Origin of the sequence: Odoribacter sp. N15.MGS-14, from assembly GCF_000980245.1 — a bacterium.
Classification (GTDB): domain Bacteria; phylum Bacteroidota; class Bacteroidia; order Bacteroidales; family Marinifilaceae; genus Odoribacter; species Odoribacter splanchnicus.
This window is the reverse complement of record NZ_LARE01000006.1, coordinates 75,222-100,856: the sequence shown is the minus strand read 5'-3', so window position 1 is coordinate 100,856 and position 25,635 is coordinate 75,222. Positions and strand designations below refer to the sequence as shown.

Here is a 25,635-nt window from a genome sequence, read left to right as displayed (position 1 = left end):
TCATTTTTAAGAATTTATTATGAAGACAATGTTAAGGACTATGAAAAATGGATTTTATCTCCTGGGCGGGCTATTCCTTTTAGCCGGAGCCTGTGCTGCGCCTGATTCGTATCGGCTGGTTGGAAATTTGAGCGGGTTGGAGGATGGCACCAAAATGCTTTTGGTGCCGGCGGCAACACATAAACAAGAGAAGCCTATCGGTGAAGCTGTGGTGGAAGATGGAAAATTTGTTTTTGAGGGGCAGTTGTCCGAGCCGCGGTTATTGAATCTGCAGGCAGAGGGGAAACAGTTATATTATGCTTTCATGCTGGAAAACGGTGAGGTTACTATAACAGGTGAAGCCGTCACTACAACCAATGGAGATCGGGAAATGGTGACACTGAATAAGGCGGTTGTTGCGGGTAGTAAGGCAGATCGGGAATTCCGGGAGAAAATAGCTTTCCGGCAGGAGTTGAATAAAGCTTATACTCGATTGCACCAAAAATATGAGGATATAAGGCGGCAGTTGGGAGAAGCCCGCCGTACCGGAAATGCTGTGAAGATAGATTCACTGAATCAAACTGAAGAGATGAAGGCTTATGCCAGAGACGAGAAGGCTTTCTTTACTCAGGTAGAAGAGCAGACTATGGCTTCGATTAAAGCGAATAAAGATAGCTATTGGGGACCTCTGTTGATGCTGTACTGCTTTAATTATTTTACCGAGGATCCTGCTCAGGTCGAACTTTACAATAGTTTTCCGGAAGAAGTACAAAATGGCTACTACGGGCAGTTATTGAAGAAAGAGTTGCTCCCGGAGAATCTGGTCGGCAAACGTTTACCGGCTTTTTCTGCTCCTGACCGGAATGGAAATGTACACTCCGACAGTGATTTGCGTAAGGGTAAAAAATGTGTTTTGATCGATTTTTGGGCATCCTGGTGTGGCCCTTGCCGGCGGGAGATTCCGAATTTGAAGAAAATTTATGATGTATATGCTGACAAGGGCCTGGAAATCATTAGTATATCTATCGATAAGGAGGATAAAGCCTGGCAGAAAGCTTTGGATGAGGAGCAGTTGCCCTGGCCTAATTTAATCGATCGGCAGGAGTTGTTCGGAGAGCAGTTTTACGGGCGTACGATCCCGGCTATTTTTCTGGTTACCGAAGACGGAATCGTAAAGTATGATAAACTGCGGGGGCAAGCGTTGTCCGATAAAATTGCCGAAATATTGAACTAACCGATGCTTACTATAAAACTTATGAAAATGAAAAAAAATGTCCAAAACAAAAGTTACCGGAGAGGGTGGCGTTTGTTGGCTGTGGTCAGTATGCTTTTGTGCTTACCTTTATTACAGCTGAAGGCCCAGGAAATGCGAACGATTACCGGGCTTGTTGTCGATCAGAAGGGAGAAATACTGCCCGGAGCTACAGTGAAGGCGGTACAAGCTCCGGGAGTGAAAACCCTGATCGCTACTTCGACCGATCTCGATGGAAAGTTTAAGTTGAATATTCCGTCGGAGGTTACTCAGATTGAAGTTACTTTTGTCGGGTATAAAAACCAACAGGTAGCCCTGAAGGGGAAGACCGATTTTAAGATTGTGCTGACAGAAGATACCCAGGAGATGGAAGAAGTGGTGGTAACCGGTATGTTCACCCGTAAAGCGAATAGTTATACCGGTTCGGTCACTACCATCAAAGGGGATGAGTTGAAAACGGTTGGGAATGGCAATGTCTTATCCAGTTTGAAAAATATAGATCCTTCTTTTCTGATGGTTGAAAATCTGGAGGTAGGTTCGAATCCCAATGCGACACCTGATTTTCAGATGCGTGGACAGACCGGATTTACCGAGGTAGCCAGTGAATATCAGGAAAATCCGAATCAACCGTTGTTTATTTTGGATGGATTCGAGACGACACTGACGAAAATTATGGACCTCGATATGAACCAGGTACAGAGTGTTACTTTGCTGAAGGACGCTACTGCTAAGGCGATTTATGGGTCGAAAGCGGCTAATGGTGTGGTGGTGGTAGAAACCATCCGCCCGGAAAAAGGGAAAATGAAGATTACCTATACCGGAAGTCTGGATATCGAAGCCCCGGATTTATCCAGTTATGACTTGTGTAATGCCGAAGAAAAACTGCGGGCGGAATATCTGGCCGGATTCTACACTTCTTCGACAGGATCTGCCACAGAACAGATGAATCTGGACAAAAGATATACGACTGTAGCCAGTGCTATTGCAGCCGGTGTCGATACGTACTGGCTGGATAAACCTTTACGGGTGGGTGTCGGCCAAAAACATTCTCTTTATCTGGAAGGAGGGGACGACTATATGCTGTATGGGATCGATCTGAGTTATAACAATGTGGCCGGAGTGATGAAAGGGTCGAACCGGAATACCCTGAGCGGAGGGATTACATTTTCGTATAAATATAAAGATTTATTGTTCCGGAATAAGTTTACGATCGACGATAATACATCGAATGATTCACCTTATGGTTCGTTCAGCGATTATGCTTACCTGAATCCTTATAACCGTTTGCATGACGAGGATGGAGAAATGGAAGATTCCTGGACGGGTTTGGTGACCGAATATAATTATCTGAAAAATGGCCTGATCAATACCCGGTTTGAAGACAGATACACGACGTTTACCGAAAATTTTTATGCCGAATACCAGGCGTTGCAAAATCTGCGTCTGACTGCCCGGTTCGGTTTGACGAAAAAGAACTCCGGTTCGGAAGATTATTATCCTGCCGGACATACCAATTTTGTCAGTTATACAGGGGATAATTTGTATAAGCGGGGTAGCTATTCCACCTATTCCCGTAAAGATAATAACCTGAGTCTGGATTTGGGGGCGGCTTATTCGATCTCAAAATTGAGGCATACGCTTTTTTTGAATGCCCAATACAGTATGAGCCGGGCGAAATATGACTATTATACGGTTGCTGTGCAGGGATTGGCCAATGATAATATGGATCATATTTCGATGGGGGTAGAATACAAGAATACCAAACCGACCGGTAGCGAAGGGATTACCCGGGACATGGGGTTCACCGGTTCTTTAAACTATTCTTTCGACGATCGTTATTTGTTGGATGTCAATTACCGGTTGAACGGTTCTTCCGATTTCGGGACCAATAACCGTTGGGGACATTTTTATTCCTTCGGTTTGGGTTGGAATCTGCATAAAGAGAGTTTCTTCAGTGATATAGAATGGATCGAGCGGATAAAATTCAGGGCCTCGACAGGTTATACCGGGTCGCAGGGTTTTAATTCTTATGATGCTATTGCAACCTTGAATTATTACCAAAGTGCTTATCAGGGCGAATTGGGGTCTTATTTGATGGGATTGGCTAATCCTGATCTGGCCTGGCAAAAGAAATACGACAATAATATCGGTGCGGATCTGAGTTTTTTGCAGGGAGCGGTGAATGTGCGTTTCGATTATTATGTTTCGACGACCAAAGGGACGATCACTTCGGTGACGACTCCGCCTTCTATGGGATTCTCTTCTTACATGGCTAATTTGGGTGAAGTGGAAAACAAAGGTTGGGAAGTGTACCTGAACGGCCGGATTTGGAGAGATACGCCAAGCCGGAGTTATGTGAATTTTTATGCGTCGGCGGCTGCCAATAAAAATATCCTCAAGAAAATATCTAATTCATTGAAAGCATTGAACGATAGCACGGATGAAGAGTACGACTCGTCTTCTGCTACCTCGGTACCTGTCCGTTACGAAGAAGGCCAGTCGATGAGTACGATCTGGGTAGTGAAATCTTTGGGTATCGATCCTCAGACCGGGAAAGAGGTGTTTGTGAAGAAAGACGGTTCGCTGACTTACGATTGGAGTAGTTCCGATTTTATTGCCGGCGGAGATACCCGTCCGAAGGTGTCCGGTAATTTCGGAATCAATATGGAGTATCATGGGTTCGGATTGAATGCGGGTTTTACCTGGCGTCTGGGTGGACAAATGTACAATACGACCTTATTGGACAAAGTGGAGAATGCTAATGTACATTATAATGTCGATCGGCGGGTTTTCACCGGACGTTGGAGCGAACCGGGACAATTGGCCCGGTTCAAGTCGATTACGGACGACTCCGATACTAAACCTACGAGTCGGTTTGTAGAAGATTATAATTTGCTGACATTCTCTTCTTTGAATGTTTATTATGATTTCCGGGAGTGTCGTTTCATGGAAAAAAGTTTTCTGCAACGCATGAAAGCCACATTTTATATGAATGATATCGCTACTATTTCGTCGGTGAAAACGGAACGCGGAACTTCTTATCCGTTTGCCCGTTCGTTCTCTTTCTCATTACAGGTAACTTTTTAAACAGGACAGCTATGAATAAATTAAGATACAATGTGAGCTTTTGGCTCGGTGCCTTGCTTCTTTTCGTGATGGGAGGATGTTCGGATTATTTCGATGTACGTCCGAAATCGCAAGTGCTCGCCGACGAACTTTTTTCTACGGAAAATGGTTTCAGTGACCAATTGATCGGCGTGTATAAAAGATTGGCTTTGACCTCTTTGTATGGACAGGAAATGACCTTCGGGTTAGCCGAAGCCTTGACACAAAATTATGATCTGACAACAGGAAGTGAGTATTATGAGGCAGGTCTTTACAATTATGAGAATACGGCGGTGAAGAATAAGATTACTACGGTATGGTCTCAGATGTATACGGCGATTGCCAATCTGAACATTATGCTGGAATATATCGATAAAGATCCATCGATGTTCAGTGGGGATAATTATCGCATATACAAAGGGGAAGCTTTGGGATTGCGTGCTTTTCTGCATCTGGATTTGTTGCGGATGTTCGCTCCTTCGTATGCCTCGAATGCACAAGCTCCAGCCATCCCTTATGTAACGACTTATTCTACAGCGGTGACTCCGCAGTCGACTGTCGATAAAGTGCTGGACTATGTCATCGCGGATGCCCGGGAAGCACTCAGTCTGCTGGAAACCGATCCGTTGTTTCTGGCGGATAGTCTGGAGGCTTATACTTATCGGAACGATCGTTCCTATCGGTTTAATTATTATGCCGTTGCAGCAACTTTAGCCAGGGCTTATCAATGGAAGGGAGGGGCCGATAATCTGGCACAGGCGTTGATCTATGCCCGGAAAGTAATCGAGGAGAAAAAATTTTCCTGGGTACATTACACTTCTATCACTTCGTCGAATGCTTATGAAAGGGATTTGTTGTTCGCTTCCGAACTACTGTTCCGTTTGAATGTTCTCGATATGGACGATATTATCGAGCCTTATTTTAAAGAACAGACCGATAAGACGAAAAAATTATCTCCTTCCGAGGAAATGTGGGACGATATTTACGAAGTTTCGACTAAAGCGTATGGGCAGGATTGGCGGCATACTTATCATTGGACTTACAGTGGCAGTACTCCTTACCTGTCTAAATTCTGGCAATATGAGAACGGTACATATAAAAATTTTATGCCTGTTTTGCGTTGGTCCGAAATGTATTATATTGCTGCCGAAGCTTCACTGAATACCGATTCCCGGCAGGCTGTCCGTTATCTCAATACCGTTCGGAATAACCGGTATCTTGATTTCGACCCGTTGGATGAAAACTTGGCGGTGACGCAGATTCAAAATGAGATCTATAAAGAATACCGGAAGGAATTGGTGGGGGAAGGACAATTGTTTTACTACTATAAGCGCTTGAATTTTGCTTCTATTCCCGGTTCGGCGGTCAGTGGTAGCGATGATATCTATGTTTTGCCGATGCCGGAAAATGAGGTTGAATTCGGTAACCGGCAATGATTGTAAAACTGATAAATAGGATTGTTATGATAAAATATATATTACTGGGAATTTTGGGATTACTCTTGTTGAATTCCTGCGAAAATGATGATTTTGTTTGGGGGGAAGAAGATTTTGCCCGGATCGTCGGCCCGGAGATCTGGACCAGAAATACGGATTCTATGACTTTTACATTTTCGGTTTATCCGGAAGAGATAAAAGAATTTGCTGTAGCGACTTGTGTCGTGATACAAGGAAAAGTGGCAGATTATGACCGGACGGTGAAATTGGCTGTCGATCTATCGAAAACTACCGCACAGGCATCCGATTATTCACTGCCCCAGGAAGTGATATTGAAAGCGGGGCAGGATTCGGTGGGTTTCGATATCCTGCTTTTCCGGACGGAAGCGATGCAAACCAAAGAGGTGCGTCTTCAGGTGAAGATAGATGGCTCCGGTGATCTGCAACCGGGAGTCGATGCGTGGTCTGCTTTGACTATCGTCTGGAACGATAAAATTACCAAACCGGGTAATTGGGAGGATTTGACCGAATTTTTCGGTGACTATAGCGAAACCAAATATCGGTTTATTATTTCGACTTTGGGTGTCAGTCAGTTCACCTATGGAGAAGCGGAGGGGATGACTTGGGGAGAAATGTGGAACTATCGTTTACAGATGGTCGCTGCGTTGGAAGAATATAACGCCACTCATTCCGAGAATATGAAGGATGAAAATGGGGCAGTCGTTTCTTTTTAAAATATAAAAATAGCATATCATGAGAAGAATGAAATATAAAATCGGGGCTTTTTGCCTTTTGGTGATAGGACTTTGGGGCTGTCTGGAGGATAAAGGCGTGTATGATTACGACTTTGATGTGGCACCTGAAATAAAGATAGATATGGTTGGAACGGATAAAACCGAACTATTCCGGACCTGGGAAATCGGGGATACCATTCATTTTACGCCCCGGGTTACCTATAGTAAACCTGAAAATCTGATATACCGCTGGTTTGTTATGGATTCCGATTATAAACCGGAAACGGTGGGTAATACGACGGTGTATCCCCCGGCCGATACTATTTCCCGTACGCTCGATCTGAATTATGTGGTGAGTCTCGAGGCTGGAAAAGCTTATCAGGTGTGGATGATGGCCAAAGATACGGTATACAATACGATGGGATTTTTTCTGGCAAGATCGTATCTGACTCTTCCTCAGGCGGGTTCTAAGAGCGGAATTTATTGTTTGCAAGAAAAAGAAGGCCGGGTGGATGTCGATGTTTTCGGCTCGAAGAGGACTTTGATTTTCAGTGGATCACAGGCTGAAGAATATTGGCACGAACAAAATTATTGGAGTGGTTTACATCCGGAACATCCTTTGGACGGTGAGGCTAAGATGATTTTTTATTCTACAACAGGAAATTGGTATTATATCCTGACCGGCCAGGAGGCTCTGCGTTGTTCACCTGCGAATATGGTGATTATGGACACCTGGAACGATATGTTTTATTCCGCTCCTGAATACGGTCCTGAGGCGATGATGTGTGTGAATAATTGTGATTTCCTGATCAATAACGGAAAGTTGCATTGTTTGTATATCCAGAGTGCCGGTGACCGGAAGTTTCCGGTGGCGATGAGCGGCACGTATGATCTGGCTCCTTACCTGGCTTCGGCTACGGTTGCGAGGTGGGGGGCTGTGACCGGGGCTATCGGGGCTTATCAGGTTGTTTTCGACAAAGAACAGAACGGTTTCCGGCCTTTCTTCAACCGGGCCTCGTCATTGAGCCGTTTTAGTGAAGCGGATGCTGAAGCGGCATTCGATGTGAACCATATGAACGGAGAGTTGGTATATTCGGCCACCGTAAACGGAGGAGAGACGATGGCGGTGATGAAACGTGACGGTGGATATTGGATGGATGTGGCTTGTTTCTACAATGTCGTGGATAATGGAAAGCTGGCTCGTTATTCCCGTTCCTTGGCCGGATGTGAAAATTTAGACCGGGCTACTTGTTTTACTTCGACTAATGCAGGTTCTGTTTTGTTTTATTCGGTCGGTAATACTTTGTATTCTTATAGTTATACTACCGGGCAAACGGAATCTGTAAAAGTGTGGAACTCGGATGACGACGACGAAGTCATTACTTGTCTGTATATGATCGGAACGGGGGGATTCCCGACAGCCGGACGTGTTTTGTGGGCTGCCGTATGGAATGAAAAAACTCAGGAAGGAAAGATCGTAGAATTTGAAGTGAGTCCTACTACCGGAAAGATTGAAGACATGTACGGACCGATGTTCGGAGGGCCGGCCAATAGTCCGAGTATCTTCCCCGGTTTCGGTAAAGTGATCTCGATGACACAAACGATTTAGGCTGGGAAACAGACGTTGGGGGAAAGGTGTGTTAGTAAACGTTACAGAGGGAGCATGAGACAGGTTATCCTCCGTAACGTTTACCCCCTCTGTAACTTATGTTTGTAAAACTGAATTTTTCAAAAAAAGTTTGACTATATGAAATTTAATATTACTTTTGCAGCGTCAAAAACCGGCACGCGGGCGTGGTGGAATTGGTAGACACGCTAGACTTAGGATCTAGTGTCGCAAGACTTGGGGGTTCGAGTCCCTTCGCCCGTACAAAAGTAGGGAAGCCACCTTATGCGAGGTGGCTTTTTTCTGATTGAGAAGAGAGTTAGTCATATATAATAACAATTGCTATAATTCAAGAATGGCATGAATATAACGAAAAACCAGATCGACGATCTGAATGCAACCATTAAGATCGAACTAGGTAAAGAAGATTACGCCGGCCGCGTAGAGAAAGCATTGAAAGATTATCAGAAGAAAGTAGTAGTAAACGGCTTCCGTCCAGGAAAAACTCCGATGGGAATTGTGAAAAAAATGTACGGAAAATCTTTATTGGTAGATGAAATCAATAAAGTTTTGGGAGAATCGTTGAATAACTACATCAAGGAGAATAACCTTCAGATTCTGGGTGAACCGCTTCCGAACGAGACTGAACAGAAGGAACTGAACCTGGAGGATGAAAATTTCGAATTCCTGTATGATATCGCTTTGTCTCCTGAGGTGAATGCCAAAATGAGCAAACGTGAAAAAATACCTTTCTATACCATCAAAGTTGACGATGAAATGATCGACAAACAGATCGAAAGCATCTGTAAAAACAACGGTAACATGATCGCTGTAGATGAGATCGAAGGTACCGAATACCTGAAAGGGGAATTGATCGAATTGGACGCTGACGGAAATGTGAAAGAAGGAGGTATCAAAAACGAAGATGCTTCGATGTCGGTATTCCACATGAAAGATGAAGAAGCTGTAAATGCTTTCAAGGGTAAAAAAGCAGGTGAGGAAGTGAAGTTCAATGCAGTGAAAGCATACCCGAACAAGACCGATTTTGCTGCTATGTTGGGTGTAACGAAAGAAGAAGCCGAACATGCCGGTGAAAACTATTGTTTTATCGTCAAAGAAATCAAACGTTATATCGATGCAGAAGTAAACGAAGAATTGTTTACTAAATTGTATGGGGAAGGAGTGGTCAAAGATGCAGCGGATTTCCGTAATCGCGTGAAGGCAGATATCGAAAATCAGCTGAAAGGACATTCTGAATACCGCTTTACCATCGATGCCAAAGAAAAACTGATAAAGAAAAATGAAGATGTCGTTCTGCCCGAAACTTTCCTGAAAAGATGGATTGTGGCTGTCAATGAAAAGATGACTCCTGAAGAAGTGGAGAAAGATTTCGAAGGCTACCGGGATGAATTTAAATGGCAGCTGGTGAAATCGGCTATCGTGAAAGATTATGATGTGAAGGTGGAAGCCGAGGATATGAAACGGGAAGGACGCCAGATCGCTGCTGCCCAGCTGCAACAATACGGGTTATACGGATTGACTGACGAACAGCTGGACGGATTTGCAGCTAAATTGCTGGAAGATGAAAAACAGCGTCAGCATCTGTATGAAAGAGCTTTAGATAACAAAGTCTTCGACGTGATCCGGGAAAACGTGAAGCTCGAAGAACAAGAGATTTCTATGGCTGATTTCGAAAAATTATTCCAGAAATAAGATTTTAGGAAATAATATGGGAAAAGCCTTGCTATGCAGGGCTTTTTTCTTTAAACACCCGGAGGGGAACGGGATATGAAGGAGGTTTGCGCGTGAGCATGTATCAGACTCATATATTGAAAAATGGATTGAAGGTCATTCATCAGCAGGTGGACGGTAAAGCTGCCTGGTGTGGATTGATTATCGGTGTCGGTAGCCGGGACGAGCGCCCGGAAGAAGAGGGGATCGCTCATTTTATCGAGCATGTGATTTTTAAAGGGACGGAGAAAAGAAAAGCCTTTCATATCCTGAGCCGTATAGAAGATGTGGGAGGAGAACTGAATGCTTATACGACGAAAGAAGATACTTGTATTTATGCTTCCTTCCTGGCCAGGGATTATGAACGGGCTTTGGAATTGTTCGCTGATATCGTGTTTCATTCGGTATTTCCCGAAAAAGAGATAGAGAAAGAAAAAGAGGTGGTGATCGATGAGATCAATTCTTACAAAGATAGTCCGGGCGAATTGATTTTCGACGATTTCGAGGAACTGATTTATCCGGATTATCCGATCGGTAGAAATATCCTGGGAAGCGAGAAGGCGGTAAAAGGCCTCCGGCGGGACGATATTATCGATTTCGTCAAACGGAATTACCGGCCGGGAAGAATGGTGATCAGTTCGGTCGGGGATATTCCTTTCGATAAACTGGTCCGCCTGATTGAAAGATATTTCGGAGATATTCCCGGGGATCCGGCTGTATTGGTTCGTGAACGTCCCGGGATATACTTGCCCCGGCAGAAAGTGATCGATATGGATACTTATCAGAATCATTGTATTATAGGAAACGTCGCTTACGATTATACCGAAGATAAACGTCTGGCTTTTTCTCTTTTGGTCAATATCCTGGGGGGGACGGGGATGAATTCCCGTTTGAACCTGAATATCCGGGAGAAATACGGACTGGCTTATAACATCGAAGCTTCCTATACTCCCTATTCGGATACGGGGATTTTCACGATATACTTCGGCTGTGATGCCGGCGATCTGGACAAGTGTCTGCGACTTTGCCGGAAAGAGATGGCGGCTTTGGGGGAGGAACTTTTGGGATATAACCAATTGCGTAAAGCCAAAAATCAGATGATCGGGCAGATCACCCTGGCGTCGGAAAATTATGAAAATATGATGCTGTCCAGTGGCAAGAGCTTTCTTATTTATGATAAAGTGGATGAACTGGAGGCGGTCTGTGAAGAGGTTGGAGGTATTACCCCTGAGTTGCTCCGGCAGGTGGCCCGGGAGATTTTTGCTCAGGATAAACAATCGGTTTTGATCTATAAATAAAGAAAGTATGTTGGACTTGGATGCTGAACTGGAAGAATATATCGGATTGCACTCCGAACCGGAACCGGAAATATTGCAACAGTTGTCGAGGGCTACTCATCAGAAGATTTTAAGGCCCCGGATGTTGTCGGGGAATCTGCAGGGGCAATTCCTGAAGATGCTGTGCCGGATGAACCGGGTCCAACGGGTGTTGGAAATCGGGACATTTACCGGTTATGCAGCCATCTCGATGGCAATGGGCATGGGAGAGAAAGGCGTGCTCCATACCATCGACATCAATGACGAGATAGAAGATTTTACGCGTAATTATATCGAACGTAGCGGACTGGCCGGACAGATCGTTTTTCATATCGGAGATGCCTGTGAGATAATACCCGGGCTGGATGAATGCTTCGATCTGGTATTCATCGATGCCGATAAAAGGCAATATGCAGCGTATTACCGGTTAATATTCGATAAGGTCCGGCCAGGAGGAATCATTGTGGCTGACGATGTGCTGTGGGACGGTAAGGTCACGGAAAAAGATACCCGCGATGCGCAAACACGCGGAATACTGGAATTTAATGAGTTGGTGCAGGCCGATACCCGGGTAGAAAATCTGTTGTTGCCTGTGCGGCATGGATTGATGCTGATCCGGAAGAAAGATTAGGAATCGGAGATAGAAATTGAGTGAATTAATTTTATCTTTGTAAGGATATAAACAGAGCATAATTATGAGACAATATTTGGATTTGCTGGACCGGATTTTGAGTGAAGGAGCAGAGAAAACAGACCGTACCGGAACAGGGACGATCAGTGTTTTCGGTCATCAGATGCGTTTTGATTTACAGGCTGGTTTTCCTTTGCTGACCACCAAAAAATTGCATCTCAAATCGATTATCTACGAATTGCTTTGGTTCCTGAAAGGAGACACCAACGTCAAATATTTACAGGATCATGGGGTGAAGATTTGGAACGAATGGGCGGATGCCGACGGGGATTTGGGACATATCTACGGTTATCAATGGCGTTCATGGCCCCGGCCCGACGGGACCCATCTGGATCAGATCGCACAGGTGGTCCACGATATAAAAAACAACCCCGACTCCCGGCGTTTGATTGTGAGTGCCTGGAATGCCGGAGACATTGAAAATATGGCTTTAGCTCCCTGCCATGCTTTATTCCAGTTTTATGTGGTCGGTGGCAAATTATCCTGCCAGCTCTACCAACGTAGTGCCGATACTTTTTTGGGAGTTCCCTTCAATATCGCTTCTTATGCCTTGCTGACCCTGATGATGGCCCAGGTTTGTGGTTTGCAGCCGGGTGAGTTCGTACATACCCTGGGGGATGCCCACATTTACCTGAATCATATCGAACAGGTCCGTCTGCAATTGTCCCGCGAGCCCCGCGCTTTACCGCAGATGCATATCAATCCGGCTGTGAAGGATATTTTCGGTTTCCGCTATGAAGATTTCGAATTGACCGGCTACGATCCCCATCCGCATATCAAAGGAGCGATTTCGGTATAAATCGTGGTTCAGTCTTTTTTCCTGAATCGGTTTTTATATTCCAAAACTTCTTTGAGTAGTTGAGGAGACATCGGATGATCGATCGGATTCAGCAGACTGTCCGTTACGACGATTCGGCCTGAATGTTTCTTTTCGTATATCGCTTCGGGGGTGACAAAGGCGTAATTTTCTTCGGTACCTGTCAGGTGAAAAAGCGGGCGCAGGCTGTCGGTGAGAAAATGGCCCATGCTGTAATCTCCGGGAGGATTCGAAACACCGAAGAGGGTATGCATCAAAGTCGGCACAATGTCGTAATGAGTGGTTGTATGGTGATAGTTCCGTGGAGCTTGTCCGGGTTCGTAATAAATGAAAGGCACGTGAATCTGTGCATCGGAATAATTACTGCCGTGACCCCAGTAATTTTTTTTATTCTCATTGAATTCCTGACTGTGGTCTCCGGTAATGACCAGGATCGAATTGTCTAAGAGTCCCTTGTGTTCGAGTTCTCCGACGATACTTCCAACCAGGGAATCTACATACCAACCGCAATTTCTGTAGAGGTTGAAAAATGGCGTGGCATCCATTTCATTATTCAGCGCCATATAATTGGCATACTCCCAGGAAGGTTCGAATTTATGACGGTGAGGAGCCGGAATGGAGATGGCATGCAACAAATCATAGAATAAAAAAGCAAAAAACGGTTTGTCGGGTTTTTGGTCCAGATATTGAAGAAAGTCGGCCGTCAGCCGGGTATCGCGGTCGAAAGGAGTTGCCCCTTGGGTTTCTGTCCGAAGGTGCGGAACTTCCCCGAAAATAATCCGGTCGAAAGGCGGATTTTGAAGAGTTGCACTCGGAAAGGTCTGAACGTCATACCCCTGTTCGAGCAGGGTTTGGATGAATAAAGGAGAGGTCCCCGATAGTTCGAAAGCTTTCCAATAGGTAGGAGAAATTCCGAAGAACAAGCCGAAAATACTTCCTCGTGTACCGCTGCTGGAACTCAGATGATGGGTGAAAACCGAACTACGGGTTGCGAAACCGGAGAGGTTCGGCATGGTCTCTGTATCGAATATCCGTGGATTCCAGGAATCCAGAAGGATAAAAATAATATTTTTCCGTGAAACGGTATCATTTGAAATCAACGGATGTAACGGATAGGTGATACCGGTATTGAGAGTGGTGTTGTCGTTCAGTTGCGGATGGGAAACCGGGTGATGGATAATTCCTAATTTTGCCATTAACTTGTTTGCAGTCAATGGATAAAATTGTGGCAGGCAGGTTGCGACATTTTGTATCGAAAATTGGTTTGAAGCAGCGGCATAGGCATGCACTAAATGTGCACTTAAAGTGCTGCATACAAAGAGAACGAGATATAAGATAATTTGCCGTCTTCTCAAACGCTGATAAAAGCGGTAGGCTATCCATATTATGCCGGAAAACAGGAATCCCACAGCCAGGATAGTCAATGCAAATCTGAGAATCAAAGACGTTTCGAAATTGAACACTTGTCCGGCATCTTGCCCGAAAACCATGTCCAGTACCAAACCGTTGATATGGAATTTGTATAGCTGAAAGACCAGGCCGTTCAGGTAGGCTATGATATTCAACAGGAAATAAAAGGTAATCAGTAGACCTTGGTTGAAACGGGGGAAAGGGCACGCCAGCGACATCAGGATATATAGCAGATAGGGAATTAAGGCAAACAGACCGGCATGTGCAAAAGCCGCAACGAGGTAGTAACCGTATCCGGCGAAATCGGTGGTCGAAGCGATATTGCTTTGCAACAGATAGAGAAAGAATTGTAAGAACAGGGTAAAAGATCCTGCAATATAGATTGCAAATCCCAGTTGGAGGCGGTTTTGTAAAGTGTTCATTTTATTTATCGATAACTTGCTGGAAAACATTTGTCAGATTCTGTACGTATTTTTCCATGGTATAATGGGTGATGATCCGCTGGTATCCGGCTTCTCCGAATACTTTCGTTTTTTCGGGATCCCGGGCCAGTGTTCCGATACTGGCTGCAATGGCTTCCGGTGAGTCGGGGCGGATGATCATACCGGTCTGTCCGTCGACCACCAATTCCCGGGCTCCGGGAATATCGGTTACGATACAAGCCACCTTACAAGCCATAGCTTCACGCAAGCTGCGGGGGGAAGCATCCCGGATAGAGGGACAGATGCAGACATCTTTACCCGGCAGAAAATGGACGGCATCCTTACGCAGACCGAGCATATGAATCCGGGCTGCTGCCGGCCCTTGTTGGGCCAGTTGGTAGTCGGCTTCATCGTAATCGCCCAAATGAATCAGATGTACCCGGGGATCCTCAATCAGATGCATACCTGCAATCAGTTGCCGGAGACCTTTGAAAGGACGGTGTTTGGTATTGGCCAGGCATACGACTTGAAAAGCATCGTCAGGAATGCCCTCGACCGACTGGGGGTGAGTGAAAGCATCCTTCATCCAGTTGACATCGTAAGGTTTGGGATTTACGGTCATCTTGGCCGGAGAAATAAATTTAGACAGCTGTTCTTTGATGTCCTGGGTGGCACACATCATGTGAGCTACCCTTGGATTTAGGGTGCCTAGATAATAAGTCAGATCACTCCTTCTGATTTTAGCCTGTGTACCCCGGTAACCGACGACTTTAACCTGAGTTCCAAGTGTTGCGAATAGGGCATTGGACAGATCGGAACTGTTAATGGCATAGATGACATGGATCTGATGGGTTTTAATAATTTTACGGATACACTGAATAGTCGGCCAATTAAATTTCTTACGGAAATAAGGCACTTCGATGCCTGTGATGTCTTTGGGAATAGCTTTATGCTCGTCTTCAGTGGTATAAGTGACATAAGTGTTGAAGCCTTTGGCCTGAATGGCTTTCAACATGCCATAATTAATAATATCAATTGTGTGGGATACACAAAGTAAATTCATCATTTTAACGGGTCGGTTACGGGATTTAGCCTGACAAAGTTGTGGAAAATTTTTATAATATGCAATCCGACTGATTTATAAAGTCTGTTTACAGCCTGAATATTCCGTTTTTTTTTCGGGATTGTCGTTTTATGTCCTATTTTTGTTGAATATTTAAGTATTTAAATTTGAAAAAATATGGAATTAGCGATTATAGTTGCTGCTGCTGAAAATCATGTGATCGGAAGGGATAATGGATTGATCTGGCATTTATCGGCAGATTTGAAGCGATTTAAAGCGCTGACGACCGGTCATGCGATATTGATGGGACGGAAGACTTTCGAATCGATGGGAAGAGCGCTGCCCAATCGAAGAAATGTGGTGATTTCCGGTAATCCCGGTTTTGTCGCCCCTGGTGCCGAGGTGGTGCCGGATATCCCGAAAGCTTTGGAACTGCTAAAAGGGGAAGAACGGGTATTTGTGATCGGAGGAGGCTCGATCTACCGCGAATTTTGGGATAAGGCTTCGCAGTTATATCTGACAGAAGTACATACCTCTCCCGAGGGAGATACTTTCATTCCTGCCATAGATCCGGATAAATGGGAATTGATCGGCCGTGAAGATCATTATGCCGATGAGAAAAATGAATTCGATTACTCATTTCTCGATTATCGTTTAAAGGCTGAATAGGGTTGAGTTATCCGAAAATCTTTTTTCGGATAGCCTTCGACCGTTCTTTCCGCTGATCTCTTCGTATGGAATAATGATTGTATTTCAACATCAGCCGGATACATGCTTCCTGATCGAAATTCCGGCATTGCGCATATTTTTTAGCCAGAAAAATATAGAGTTCGTCGCTGATGAACATGCGTCTGAAATTTTTACAACCTTCTTCGAGGTTCATCGGTTTAAAAGTCATCCGGTTGATATCCACCAGGGAAAAATGGTATTGTCCGTCTATTTGTGCGATAAGTACATTCCCCGGCGAATAGTCTTCATGGCAAACTCCTTTTTCGTGTAAAGCAGCTGTAAACTGTGCAAATGCAGTCATCAAAGCTTCATTGCCCTGTAACGGTCCCTGGTAGTATTCCCGGATTTCCCGTCGGTAAGGGCATTGCAGGCTGATATAATAACTATAATGTAGTAATCCTCCCTTAAATTCTTCGATATAAGCGATCGATTCAGGGGTTTCGAATCCCCGTTTGATGACTTCGAAAGCATTGTTGTAAGCCCGGCAAGCTTTGGATTTCCGGAAAAAAGTATAAGCGATCCGGTTAATGAAAATCGGAACCCGGTAACGTTTTACGTTTATTTCCAGACCATTCACCTTGAATTTCTTGATCGTGTTCCGTCTGTCCTGGACGATTTCTCCACCTGCGTTGAAATTTTGGGGGAGGGTTTCGATGAAGGTATAGAGAGATTTATATTGGGGATTGAGTATAATTTTCCTCATTTATTCCTTTTTATCTAATAATACGTAGATGACTTCAGGCAATAAAAACCTTCGTTTATTTGTCGGGCAAAGATAAAGAATCTTTTAGGATGTACAAATTTTATCATTCTAATACTAACCGGGATAGAATTCGCCGGCTTATCGCACCGGATGATTTTTCGCTACCAAAATAAACGAACATTTAAATTGGAGGCGATGAAAATATCCGTGGTTATTCAGACTTATAACTCAGAACAATTTTTGGAACGGGTACTGAATTCGGTGAAAGAATTCGATGAAATTGTGGTGTGTGATATGTATAGCACCGACCGTACGATTGAAATAGCCCGAAAGTTCGATTGTAAGATCGTTTATCATAAGAAAACCGATTTTTGTGAACCGGCCCGGAATTTTGCCATACACTCGGCTACTTATGATTGGGTGTTGGTGGTCGATTCGGATGAAATTGTTCCTGCGGACTTGAAGGATTATTTATATACTCTCCTTCGGGAACAGCGTGCTATCGGTGGAGTTTGGATCCCACGGAAGAATTATTTGATGGGAAAATTCATACATGGGGATTATCCGGATTATATCTTACGTTTTTTCCGTAAGCAAAATGCTTTTTGGCCTCCATATGTACATGCAGTTCCCCGGGTAGAAGGAAAGGTGATCCGGGTGCCCCGTAATAAAAAAGAGCTGGCTTTTATTCATTTAGTCAACAATCCGCTGGAATTGAAGTTGAATAAACTGAATATTTACACCAGCAAAGAGATCCCCAAACGTACCGGACAGAAATATACTTTTCTTAGTATTTTTTATGCTCCGGCATATCGTTTTTTCAAGTCTTATATTTTGAAGGGAGGTTTTCGGGATGGGAAGGCCGGTGTGATCAATGCCGGAATGGATGCCTTTTATAAATTTGTTACAATCGCTAAAATCTGGGAAAACCGGATAAAGAAACAGGATATATCGAAGGAGTTGTCGGAATAGGAAATTATATTGATTTTTATGCGTTTGCTCGGTGTTTTTCATTGTATCGATATTATAAATTACCATATGCTTCAGGCGATGAGGGGGAAGGGGATCGAAACCTATGCAACTTATACTTCTGATGAAGAACGAGAGGCCTTGCCTAAGGAATGTGTGGCTTTGAGAATACCTCATTTTAAAAGTAAATTTAAATATGCCTCTATCAAGGAGGTGCGTTCGATTATAAAGAAATATCGTATCGATGTAATCTATGCTTCGAGTAGCATCGATTTATCCATTGCATTGTTCGCTTCCTGGGGGACACCTGCCCGGGTGGTAGGGTATCGGGGCACGCAGGCTAAAATCAGAAGGAGCGACCCGACTTATTATCTGGGTATTCTCAATCCACGCATAGCCCATGTGATGTGTGCAACGGAAGATATAAAACAACAACTTGCCCGGTTTATTTCTCCGGATCGAATGACTGTGTCTCCGAAACCCTACGAGGTTATGTGGATGGAAGATGTATGGGCTCATCCTAAATCCGTAGCGGGAATACCGTCGACCGCTTTTCAAGTTATATGCCTGGCCAATACCAAGGGAAGATCTTTTAAAGGATTACGGATTTTGATCCGGGCTTTGGAGCTACTGACCGATACGGACATCCACTTGATCTATTTGGGGGAGTATGATAAAGCCGACTATAAATTGGCACAAAATGGCCCTGCTGCGAAACAAATACATATGTTAGGTCCTCATAAAGATGCTGTTTATTATTTACCGGGTAAAGATGTCTGCATCTGTCCTTCGACCCGTGATGCCTCTCCCCGTAGTTTACGTGAAGCGATGGCCTGTAAAGTGGCCTGCATCGTAACGGATATTCCGGGGGCCCGGGATTTGGTCGTCGACGGGCGGACAGGTATCATCGTACAGGCCGGATCTCCGCAAGCGATTGCCGAAGGGATCCGGGTTTTGGCTGCTGACCGTGCAAAAACCAAAATGATGGGAGAAGCCGGTTATCAGCGAATCAGGACAGATTATACCATGGAGGAGTATGTACGGAGACTGAAAGGAGTATTCGACGCAATAATGACAAAATGATATTCTAAACAAAACGGTAAGGTCTCTCACAGGAACGGGATGCTCCTCGATAAATGAACAGTTTTCAATAATGGAGTCTGCTTTAAAAGAATCTTTTTTTGAATGCCTTGAATTTCTTTTTACGATAATCTCTTTTTAAAGAGAGGTGGTTGTAATAATGGATCCAGGCCTTACATTGTTGGGGATCGAAATGTCTGCTTCGGGCATATTCCTGTGCGATGAAAGTATATATCTCTTCGTTTTCGAACATCCGCATCAGGTTTTTACATCCCTTTTTTAGGTCCATCTGCCTGAATTTCATTCGATTGATATCGATCAAAGCAAACTGAAAACAATCGCCTTCCCCGTTGACCAGGACATTCCCGGGAGAATAGTCCTGATGGCAAATACCGGCTTCATGTAAGGCTGCCGTGTAGCGGGCGAAAGCTCTGAGCAAGTCTTCATTACCCGTAAGGGGACCGAAATACAGTTCTCTCATCTCTTTATGAAAGGGACATTGAAGGCTGATATAGTAACTGTAATGAAGTAAACCACCCCGGAAGGTTTCGATACAAGCGATAGATTCCGGAGTATTAAACCCCCGTTTCCGGACTTCTAAAGAGTTGAAATAAGCTTTGACCGCTTTTGATTTTCTGAAAAAACGGTATGCGATCCGATTGATGAATATAGGAACTCTGTAACGTTTTACGTTTATTTCCAATTCCTTGTATTCGAATACTTTAATCGTATTTCTTTTGTCTTGAATGACTTTCCCTTCCGAGGCGAAACGGGTTGGAAGGTCTTGTACAAATTGTTGCAGGAATTTGTATTCCGGATTCAGGACAATTTTCATCGACGATAAGAATTTCAGTGTTTTTTGATTTTTCCGAATTTTTTGATACTGGTATATTTACGCCAAAGGTTCAGTTTTCGTTTGGCAGGTACCCCATGCCGGGAGATATAATCTTCGGCAGCGGTCAGCATCCGTTGTCCGACCTTCCCGTCGAGATAAGGATCGTAGTTGTCTATGATCCATTGGCGTTTAAGTGCGGCACTTTCGTCATGCAGGGCCTGTTCATAGGCTTCGGGGAGTTCGTCTGTCTGTTGTATATCGATCCAATAAATATCTTTGGCTACCGTCTGAAAGGTAATTACCGGTTTGTTCAGTAATAAAAATTCGTATACCGTCGATGAAGTATCACTGATCATGACATCGGCCATCAACTGATATTTGGTAATGTTATGATCGTCGATCCAGATGACATGCTGTTGAGAGGCTGCCCATTCCCGGTATTCATCAGTCCATTCCTGACGCGTCAGAGGATGGAATTTTAATAATAACAGGATATCCTTTTCCTGCACTAATCTATCGAGTCCCGCTTTCAAATGAGGAAGCGAGGTGAGAGAAGGCGAAAAAGTCGGTGCATAAAGTACTAATTTTTCACGTTGGTGTTGCTGTAACAGCCGGGATTTTTCTTCATCGAAAGTATGCAGATTCTGAAAAATCCAATCCTGGCGCGGCCAACCGGTTTCTACTATCTCGAAATCCTTGTATTTTTTTGCCAGAGCACTGAAACCTTCGGTGAAAAAAGGGCCTTGGGTAAAGTAGGTATCGAAATATCTTCGGATCACCCAATGGTCTTTCTTTTCGGCAGCATAACCATGGAAGATTTGTATTTTTACGCCCGGCAGATAATAAGGGACAATGTTGCAGGGAACGAAAATGGCTTCCGGCGAATAATCATAAATCTTTTGTATGCTGTCGGTCCACTTCACTCGGTCTTTTAAGGGAAAGTCAGGGATATTCCGGGAATGGACATACCATAAAATATCGTGTCCTCCGCTTTTCAGTGCTTCTTCCTGAATAGGAGTCAGAATATTGATGGCATATTTTTGTTCACAAAATAAAACAATACGCATAACAGATATTATAATAAATGTGCAGGAATTTTATCAATAGCTTGCTGAAAGTCAGCAACGGTATCCAGTTCCATAGAAAAAAACGAGGTCGTATCTACGATACCGAAAGTATGACCTTGGGCGATCAGACGTTCGAAGGCTGCTTCGTAAAAAATATTGACCTGATTTTCTTGCAGAATCATCCGGTCGAGTTCATCCACTAAAGCATGAGTATAACCGCCCGACATTTTTTCGATACCTATAGATTCCCCGATAGCTTTTCCGATGGAACAGGTTTTACTGATTTCGGCTACTTTACCTTGGGCATCAGGAATAACCTTGATTTCTTCTTCAGAAAGCGGGTGGTCGTTGAGAGCCAGACAAGTAGTGTCGGGACAATCCAATACGGCTTTTACCAATAACGGATCGAACAGGATGTCACTATCTAAAAGTAAGATACGTTCCCCCCGGATTTTATCTTTAGTCAACCAAAGGGAATAGATATTATTGGTTGAAGCATATTTTTCGTTGTAAATATACTCGACCTTTAAATCAGGGTAGTGTCCCTGAACGAATTCGATGATTTGTTCTTGCAGGTATCCGGTGACAATAACCACTTCCCGGATACCGTTAAAAATTAATCCCTCGATAGCTCTGCCCAGCAGACATTGTTTCCCGATTTCCAGCAAACATTTGGGTTTGTGATCTGTCAGGGGACGGAGGCGTGAAGCCATACCTGCCGCGAGTATAATAGCTTTCATTGTGCGACGACTTCTTTTATCGTAGCGATTACTTCGACATTCTGGCGATGTGTGCCCAAAGTAATACGCATGTGAGTATTGATATCCGGTTCGTTCATGAATTTGATCTGGTATCCTTTGGCTTTAAAGGCAGCCTGAAGAGTTGCTTTCAGTTCGATCGGATACTTCACCAGAATGAAATTCGCATTCGACTGGTATACTTTGAAGCCCTCGAGGGTATTCAGTTCATTCATGTACATTTGCCGGTCTTCGGCCATTTGATCGGCAACTTGCTGATAGTAGTCTGTCGATTTCAATACGGCAATTCCCAGTTCTTCCGATAAACGGTTATAACCCAAATATTTGGTACTATAGTTCAAAAAGCGGGTTAATGCAGTTCCCATGAAAGCGAAACCCAAACGTAATCCGGGAAGTCCGTAAAATTTAGATAGAGTCCGTACAATCAACAGATTCGGAAATTTTTCCAATAAAGGTTTTATATAACTGGTATCTTTGTTGGCGAAAGAAGCATAAGCTTCGTCGATAACGACCACTGTTTCCGGCGAAATAAAAGAAAGAATCTGATCGAGTTCTTCAGAAGTCAGGGAATTCCCTGTCGGATTATTGGGCGAAGCAATCAATATCATTTCCGGATTTTCTTTCCGGATAGCTTCTTTCATCGCTTCGAAATCGTATTTGAACGTATTTCCCTCTTCGTATAAAGGATAAAGTACACTTCGTCCCTCTACTTCATCGGCTATCGATTTATAATACCACCATGAAAATTTAGGGATCAATAATGTCTTTTGTTTTTCTTTACCTGATAAAAAGCAGTGTACCACTTGTTTCAGGATATCTTCTCCACCATAACCGAGAATGATTTGTTTTTCAGGAATATTATAGATCGAAGAGAGATAATCTGAGAATATACTTTTTTTACCTTCATCATATATACGGGTATAGAAACAAAGATTGTTCGGATCGAAATTCTTAAGTACTTCTCCTACTGCTGGACAAGGTCCATAGTTATATTCGTTCCGGTCAAGATAGGTGATTTTTTTTTCCATGTTGATATTTTTTTCTAAATCTGCAGGGATAATTTGAATCCCTGGAATATGCAAAAATATAAAATAAAAATATACAAAACCGATTCTGTAAAATTTTATGGCAATTATATACCTGTTAACACGAATAAAACGTAGGTTTATTTTTTTCTATCTATTCCGATTTCGGGTTTTATACCGTCAGACCGGGTCGCCTGGAACGGTCCGCTAAGGCTTTCCTTCTCTGACCGGCGGAACTCCTCACTGCGCAAAAAACTTTACGTTACGTTTCCGTCAGACACCACCGGTCGGGCGTTCGGAAAACCTAACCGGATCCTCGTTCCCGCTCCAATGGTCTTCCGGCATAAACCCCTGCATCTCACGGCAGAGCTAACCGGCAAAGAAAATACAACCGGAAATTTGCAGCAGCAGGAAGCCGGACCGTCCGGATTATTTCCAGTGAGAATAAGCTTTCTTAAATCAAGACCGGGTCGCCAATCCCGATCACCGAAGACGAATAAGTAACGACAGAATAATTCTACGTTTAATGTAAACAGATATAAGTGCCAAATCAAAATTATATTGTACTTTTGCACCATTCATCAAATTAAGGTCTGAATAAAATAATTCATATGAAGAATCTGGAAAGCAAGCTTTTTTTGCTTATTGCTTTTTTTATCGGGACTTGGGGGGCCTTGTTCCATGCTATGCAAACGGGTTTGATCGCTTTAGGATTAATTTATAACATCGTCAAATATAAAGATGATTTTGTAAGGAATATAAAAAAATACAAGTATTATGTAGCAATCCCGGTCATTTATATTTTATATTCAGCTGTTCATACCTTGATTATTGTGACTTCCGGAAAATATGCCGGGCTGAAACCGGGATTCGGAATTTTTGAAAAAGAATTTCTGGTATTTTTATTGGGAGTGCTGTATGTTATTTCGTTGAAAAGTTTTGTCAGTTTGCGGTTATTGAAGCAATTTTTACTTTGTTTTTGTATCAGTGTCCTGACTTTCAATTTGGTCATGCTTTTTCATCTTGGAGGGGAGAATTGGTTTACTGCTCCACAGACTGTCGTGCAAAATTTGTATGCCAGTCGTTTTGGGGGTACCAAGCACTTTTTAAATGGTGAAGTCTATCTGGATGCACAGGCTTTACAGATTTATGCGGCTGCTTTAATCGCTTATTTCTTCGGAATTATCCGTACGAAAATGGGCGAGAAAGTTATCGCTTTCACTGCTTTTGCTCTGTTCGTATGGTTGCTTAGCCTGACAGTCACAAAAAGTTCGATACTCTCTTTTCTATGTGGTTTCGTTATTTTCAATCTTTATTTCTTTAGAAAACTTTCCGTATGGCAGCGTTGGATGTTTATCGGGGTAATTCTGCTTGTTGGAATAAGCGGATATATTTTTCGTCCGGCGAGTTTCGATCAAAGGTGGATACAGTTGAAACAGGAGATTGAAGATGTGAATAATGGAAAATTAGATGGGGGATCTACTTTAGTACCCCGGATCGTTTTCTATCAGTCTTGTTTGAAAAATATCGATTCGTGGGGAATTTGGGGATTAGGGGTGTATACGAATGTGGTGTCGAAACAATGGTATCAGGCATCGGGAAACCGGGTTGTCGCTTCGCTGACTCATAGCCACAATTCTTATCTGCAATACTGGATGTTGATGGGTGTGGTCGGACTGGCTTTCATACTGAGTTGGTTTGTGTATCCTGTAAAAAGCATGATCTGTAGCAAAAAATATTCTTTTCTTGCCTTATCGCTCCTGGTCGCTTTTTTTATTGACAGTAATTTTGAAGTATTGCTGATCGTAAATGACGCACTTCCGGTTGTCATGTTCTTTTTAATGATGTTTTATGTCTTCCGGGATCAATTCTATGCTTTAGAACACGAAAGCGATTAAATCAATTCGGAAATGGTTTTCAGTATCAGGTCCGGGGTGATATTACGGATATAATCTTCTTCCCGGATCAGATTATTTTCTATTTTCAATATCCGTCCTAGCGGAACTTTAGGAAGGATTGTCGATGTCGGGCTGGTAGAAAGGCCCATCAGGGCGATAAAAGGAGTTTTTACGGCAGCCGCTATATGGAGAGCACTCGAATCGATGGTAATGATCAAATCGACATTGGCTATCGTATTGATAAAACCTTCGATAGTTGTGCGTGCTGTCAGATTGATCAGATGATCGATACGGGCTTCCTCGGCATATTGGGTGTGTTTGATGTTGTCGTTTTCGTCCCCGATAAGCAAGAGGTTGTAGCCTTGCCGATTCAACAGCCTGAGGAGCTGAACCGCATATTCATCCGGATATTTCCGGAATTCTTTGTTCTCGCCTCCCAAATATAAAGCGATGGTCTTATGCGAATTATCGAATTGGAAAGTCTTCTGACCGGTGTGCCGGAGCGATAATTCGGGTAAATACACGTATTTGTTCCCGATATACTCATTGAATAAAAAAGCATATCGGTTGATGTAATGTTTGTGATAATTGATCTCAGGACTGAAATCCAGCAGAAAACCTCTGCCTTCTCTATTGTAACCGATATTCTTTTTTACATTTCCTAATCTGAAAAGCAAAGCAGAAATAAAGGTATTTACAAAAATGACACCTAATTCACCGTTTTCTTTTCTTAATTCCCTGACAATTTTCCAATAGGTAGATAATTTTTTCTTCCGTTTGAGCGGGAAAGTAATATAATGAGTAATCCGGGGATCGTATTTAAATAATTCCCTGACAAAATCCGGTCCGACAATAGTAAATTCCGCTTCCGGATACTCCTGTTTTATCAACTCTAAACAAGGAGTCGTATTTATCGTGTCCCCTATGAAATTAGGGGTCCTGATAATTATTTTTTTCATTACTGGTTGTTGTTTTTATCCTTAGTTGTGTCGATAGACTATGCTTTTAC

General features: G+C 43.4%; 21 protein-coding genes and 1 tRNA gene. 14 read left to right on the top strand and 8 right to left on the bottom strand.

What is annotated here, in order from left to right; genetic code table 11:
* The first annotated feature begins 19 nt into the window (after positions 1-19).
* The 10 genes from WS34_RS02385 (at position 20) to WS34_RS02340 (ending at position 12,649) form a co-directional block, all read left to right on the top strand.
* Complete coding sequence (locus tag WS34_RS02385) at positions 20-1,213, top strand: TlpA disulfide reductase family protein (protein WP_286693603.1); 1,194 nt, start codon at positions 20-22, stop codon at positions 1,211-1,213.
* A gap of 27 nt (positions 1,214-1,240) precedes the next feature.
* Positions 1,241-4,318 (top strand): SusC/RagA family TonB-linked outer membrane protein, encoded by a 3,078-nt coding sequence (locus WS34_RS02380; protein WP_046402960.1) that lies wholly within the window; start codon positions 1,241-1,243, stop codon positions 4,316-4,318.
* 11 nt (positions 4,319-4,329) lie between these two features.
* Positions 4,330-5,772: a RagB/SusD family nutrient uptake outer membrane protein gene (locus tag WS34_RS02375; protein WP_046402912.1), complete on the top strand. Its 1,443-nt coding sequence runs from the start codon at positions 4,330-4,332 to the stop codon at positions 5,770-5,772.
* 26 nt (positions 5,773-5,798) lie between these two features.
* Positions 5,799-6,506: a DUF4843 domain-containing protein gene (locus tag WS34_RS02370; protein ID WP_286693602.1), complete on the top strand. Its 708-nt coding sequence runs from the start codon at positions 5,799-5,801 to the stop codon at positions 6,504-6,506.
* 19 nt (positions 6,507-6,525) lie between these two features.
* Complete coding sequence (locus WS34_RS02365; protein ID WP_286693601.1) at positions 6,526-8,115, top strand: PKD-like family lipoprotein; 1,590 nt, start codon at positions 6,526-6,528, stop codon at positions 8,113-8,115.
* A gap of 179 nt (positions 8,116-8,294) precedes the next feature.
* Positions 8,295-8,376 (top strand) — tRNA-Leu (locus WS34_RS02360).
* 96 nt (positions 8,377-8,472) lie between these two features.
* Positions 8,473-9,825 carry a trigger factor gene (gene tig / locus WS34_RS02355; RefSeq protein WP_013613674.1) on the top strand — a complete coding sequence of 451 codons (1,353 nt, stop codon included), beginning with the start codon at positions 8,473-8,475 and terminating at the stop codon, positions 9,823-9,825.
* A 98-nt stretch (positions 9,826-9,923) separates the two neighbouring features.
* A complete protein-coding gene (locus tag WS34_RS02350; protein WP_022161266.1) occupies positions 9,924-11,141 on the top strand; it encodes a M16 family metallopeptidase in 1,218 nt (405 codons plus the stop codon).
* Between the two features lie 7 nt (positions 11,142-11,148).
* Positions 11,149-11,790 (top strand): O-methyltransferase, encoded by a 642-nt coding sequence (locus WS34_RS02345; protein WP_046402905.1) that lies wholly within the window; start codon positions 11,149-11,151, stop codon positions 11,788-11,790.
* Positions 11,791-11,854: 64 nt separating this feature from the next.
* On the top strand, positions 11,855-12,649 hold the full coding sequence (locus WS34_RS02340; RefSeq protein WP_046402903.1) for a thymidylate synthase: 795 nt from the start codon (positions 11,855-11,857) through the stop codon (positions 12,647-12,649).
* An 8-nt stretch (positions 12,650-12,657) separates the two neighbouring features.
* Here WS34_RS02340 and WS34_RS02335 read toward each other — a convergent pair whose 3' ends face one another.
* The gene (locus tag WS34_RS02335; RefSeq protein ID WP_046402901.1) at positions 12,658-14,499 is read right to left on the bottom strand and encodes a DUF3413 domain-containing protein; all 1,842 of its coding nucleotides are present in this window, start codon (positions 14,497-14,499) and stop codon (positions 12,658-12,660) included.
* Between the two features lies 1 nt (position 14,500).
* The gene (locus tag WS34_RS02330) at positions 14,501-15,514 is read right to left on the bottom strand and encodes a glycosyltransferase (protein WP_286693600.1); all 1,014 of its coding nucleotides are present in this window, start codon (positions 15,512-15,514) and stop codon (positions 14,501-14,503) included.
* Between the two features lie 225 nt (positions 15,515-15,739).
* On the opposite strand from WS34_RS02330, the gene WS34_RS02325 reads away from it, so the two are divergent.
* The gene (locus tag WS34_RS02325) at positions 15,740-16,231 is read left to right on the top strand and encodes a dihydrofolate reductase (RefSeq protein ID WP_013613680.1); all 492 of its coding nucleotides are present in this window, start codon (positions 15,740-15,742) and stop codon (positions 16,229-16,231) included.
* A 7-nt stretch (positions 16,232-16,238) separates the two neighbouring features.
* Here WS34_RS02325 and WS34_RS02320 read toward each other — a convergent pair whose 3' ends face one another.
* Entirely contained in the window at positions 16,239-16,994 is a 756-nt protein-coding gene (locus WS34_RS02320) for a lipopolysaccharide kinase InaA family protein (protein WP_013613681.1), read from the bottom strand.
* 195 nt (positions 16,995-17,189) lie between these two features.
* On the opposite strand from WS34_RS02320, the gene WS34_RS02315 reads away from it, so the two are divergent.
* Together WS34_RS02315 and WS34_RS02310 are read left to right on the top strand one after the other, a co-directional pair.
* A complete protein-coding gene (locus tag WS34_RS02315) occupies positions 17,190-17,966 on the top strand; it encodes a glycosyltransferase family 2 protein (RefSeq protein WP_046402897.1) in 777 nt (258 codons plus the stop codon).
* Positions 17,967-17,984: 18 nt separating this feature from the next.
* Positions 17,985-19,046 carry a glycosyltransferase gene (locus WS34_RS02310; RefSeq protein ID WP_041557054.1) on the top strand — a complete coding sequence of 354 codons (1,062 nt, stop codon included), beginning with the start codon at positions 17,985-17,987 and terminating at the stop codon, positions 19,044-19,046.
* A gap of 82 nt (positions 19,047-19,128) precedes the next feature.
* Here the strand turns inward: WS34_RS02310 and WS34_RS02305 are convergent, their stop codons facing one another.
* From WS34_RS02305 to WS34_RS02290, 4 genes are read right to left on the bottom strand one after another with little or no spacing between them, the layout of a single operon-like run.
* Positions 19,129-19,878 (bottom strand): lipopolysaccharide kinase InaA family protein, encoded by a 750-nt coding sequence (locus WS34_RS02305; RefSeq protein ID WP_022161275.1) that lies wholly within the window; start codon positions 19,876-19,878, stop codon positions 19,129-19,131.
* A gap of 14 nt (positions 19,879-19,892) precedes the next feature.
* Positions 19,893-20,945, bottom strand: a complete 1,053-nt coding sequence (locus WS34_RS02300; RefSeq protein ID WP_046402895.1) for a CDP-glycerol glycerophosphotransferase family protein — start codon at positions 20,943-20,945, stop codon at positions 19,893-19,895.
* 8 nt (positions 20,946-20,953) lie between these two features.
* Positions 20,954-21,685, bottom strand: coding sequence for a phosphocholine cytidylyltransferase family protein (locus tag WS34_RS02295; protein WP_046402893.1), 732 nt, complete (start codon positions 21,683-21,685; stop codon positions 20,954-20,956).
* Positions 21,682-22,731: a pyridoxal phosphate-dependent aminotransferase gene (locus tag WS34_RS02290; RefSeq protein WP_046402890.1), complete on the bottom strand. Its 1,050-nt coding sequence runs from the start codon at positions 22,729-22,731 to the stop codon at positions 21,682-21,684. Before WS34_RS02290 ends, WS34_RS02295 begins: the two co-directional genes overlap by 4 nt.
* A 608-nt stretch (positions 22,732-23,339) precedes the next feature.
* Here WS34_RS02290 and WS34_RS02285 point away from each other — a divergent pair.
* Positions 23,340-24,626: an O-antigen ligase family protein gene (locus WS34_RS02285; RefSeq protein WP_022160598.1), complete on the top strand. Its 1,287-nt coding sequence runs from the start codon at positions 23,340-23,342 to the stop codon at positions 24,624-24,626.
* Here WS34_RS02285 and WS34_RS02280 read toward each other — a convergent pair.
* Positions 24,623-25,585: a glycosyltransferase family 9 protein gene (locus WS34_RS02280; RefSeq protein ID WP_022160597.1), complete on the bottom strand. Its 963-nt coding sequence runs from the start codon at positions 25,583-25,585 to the stop codon at positions 24,623-24,625. The genes WS34_RS02285 and WS34_RS02280 overlap by 4 nt on opposite strands.
* Positions 25,586-25,635: the final 50 nt, after the last annotated feature.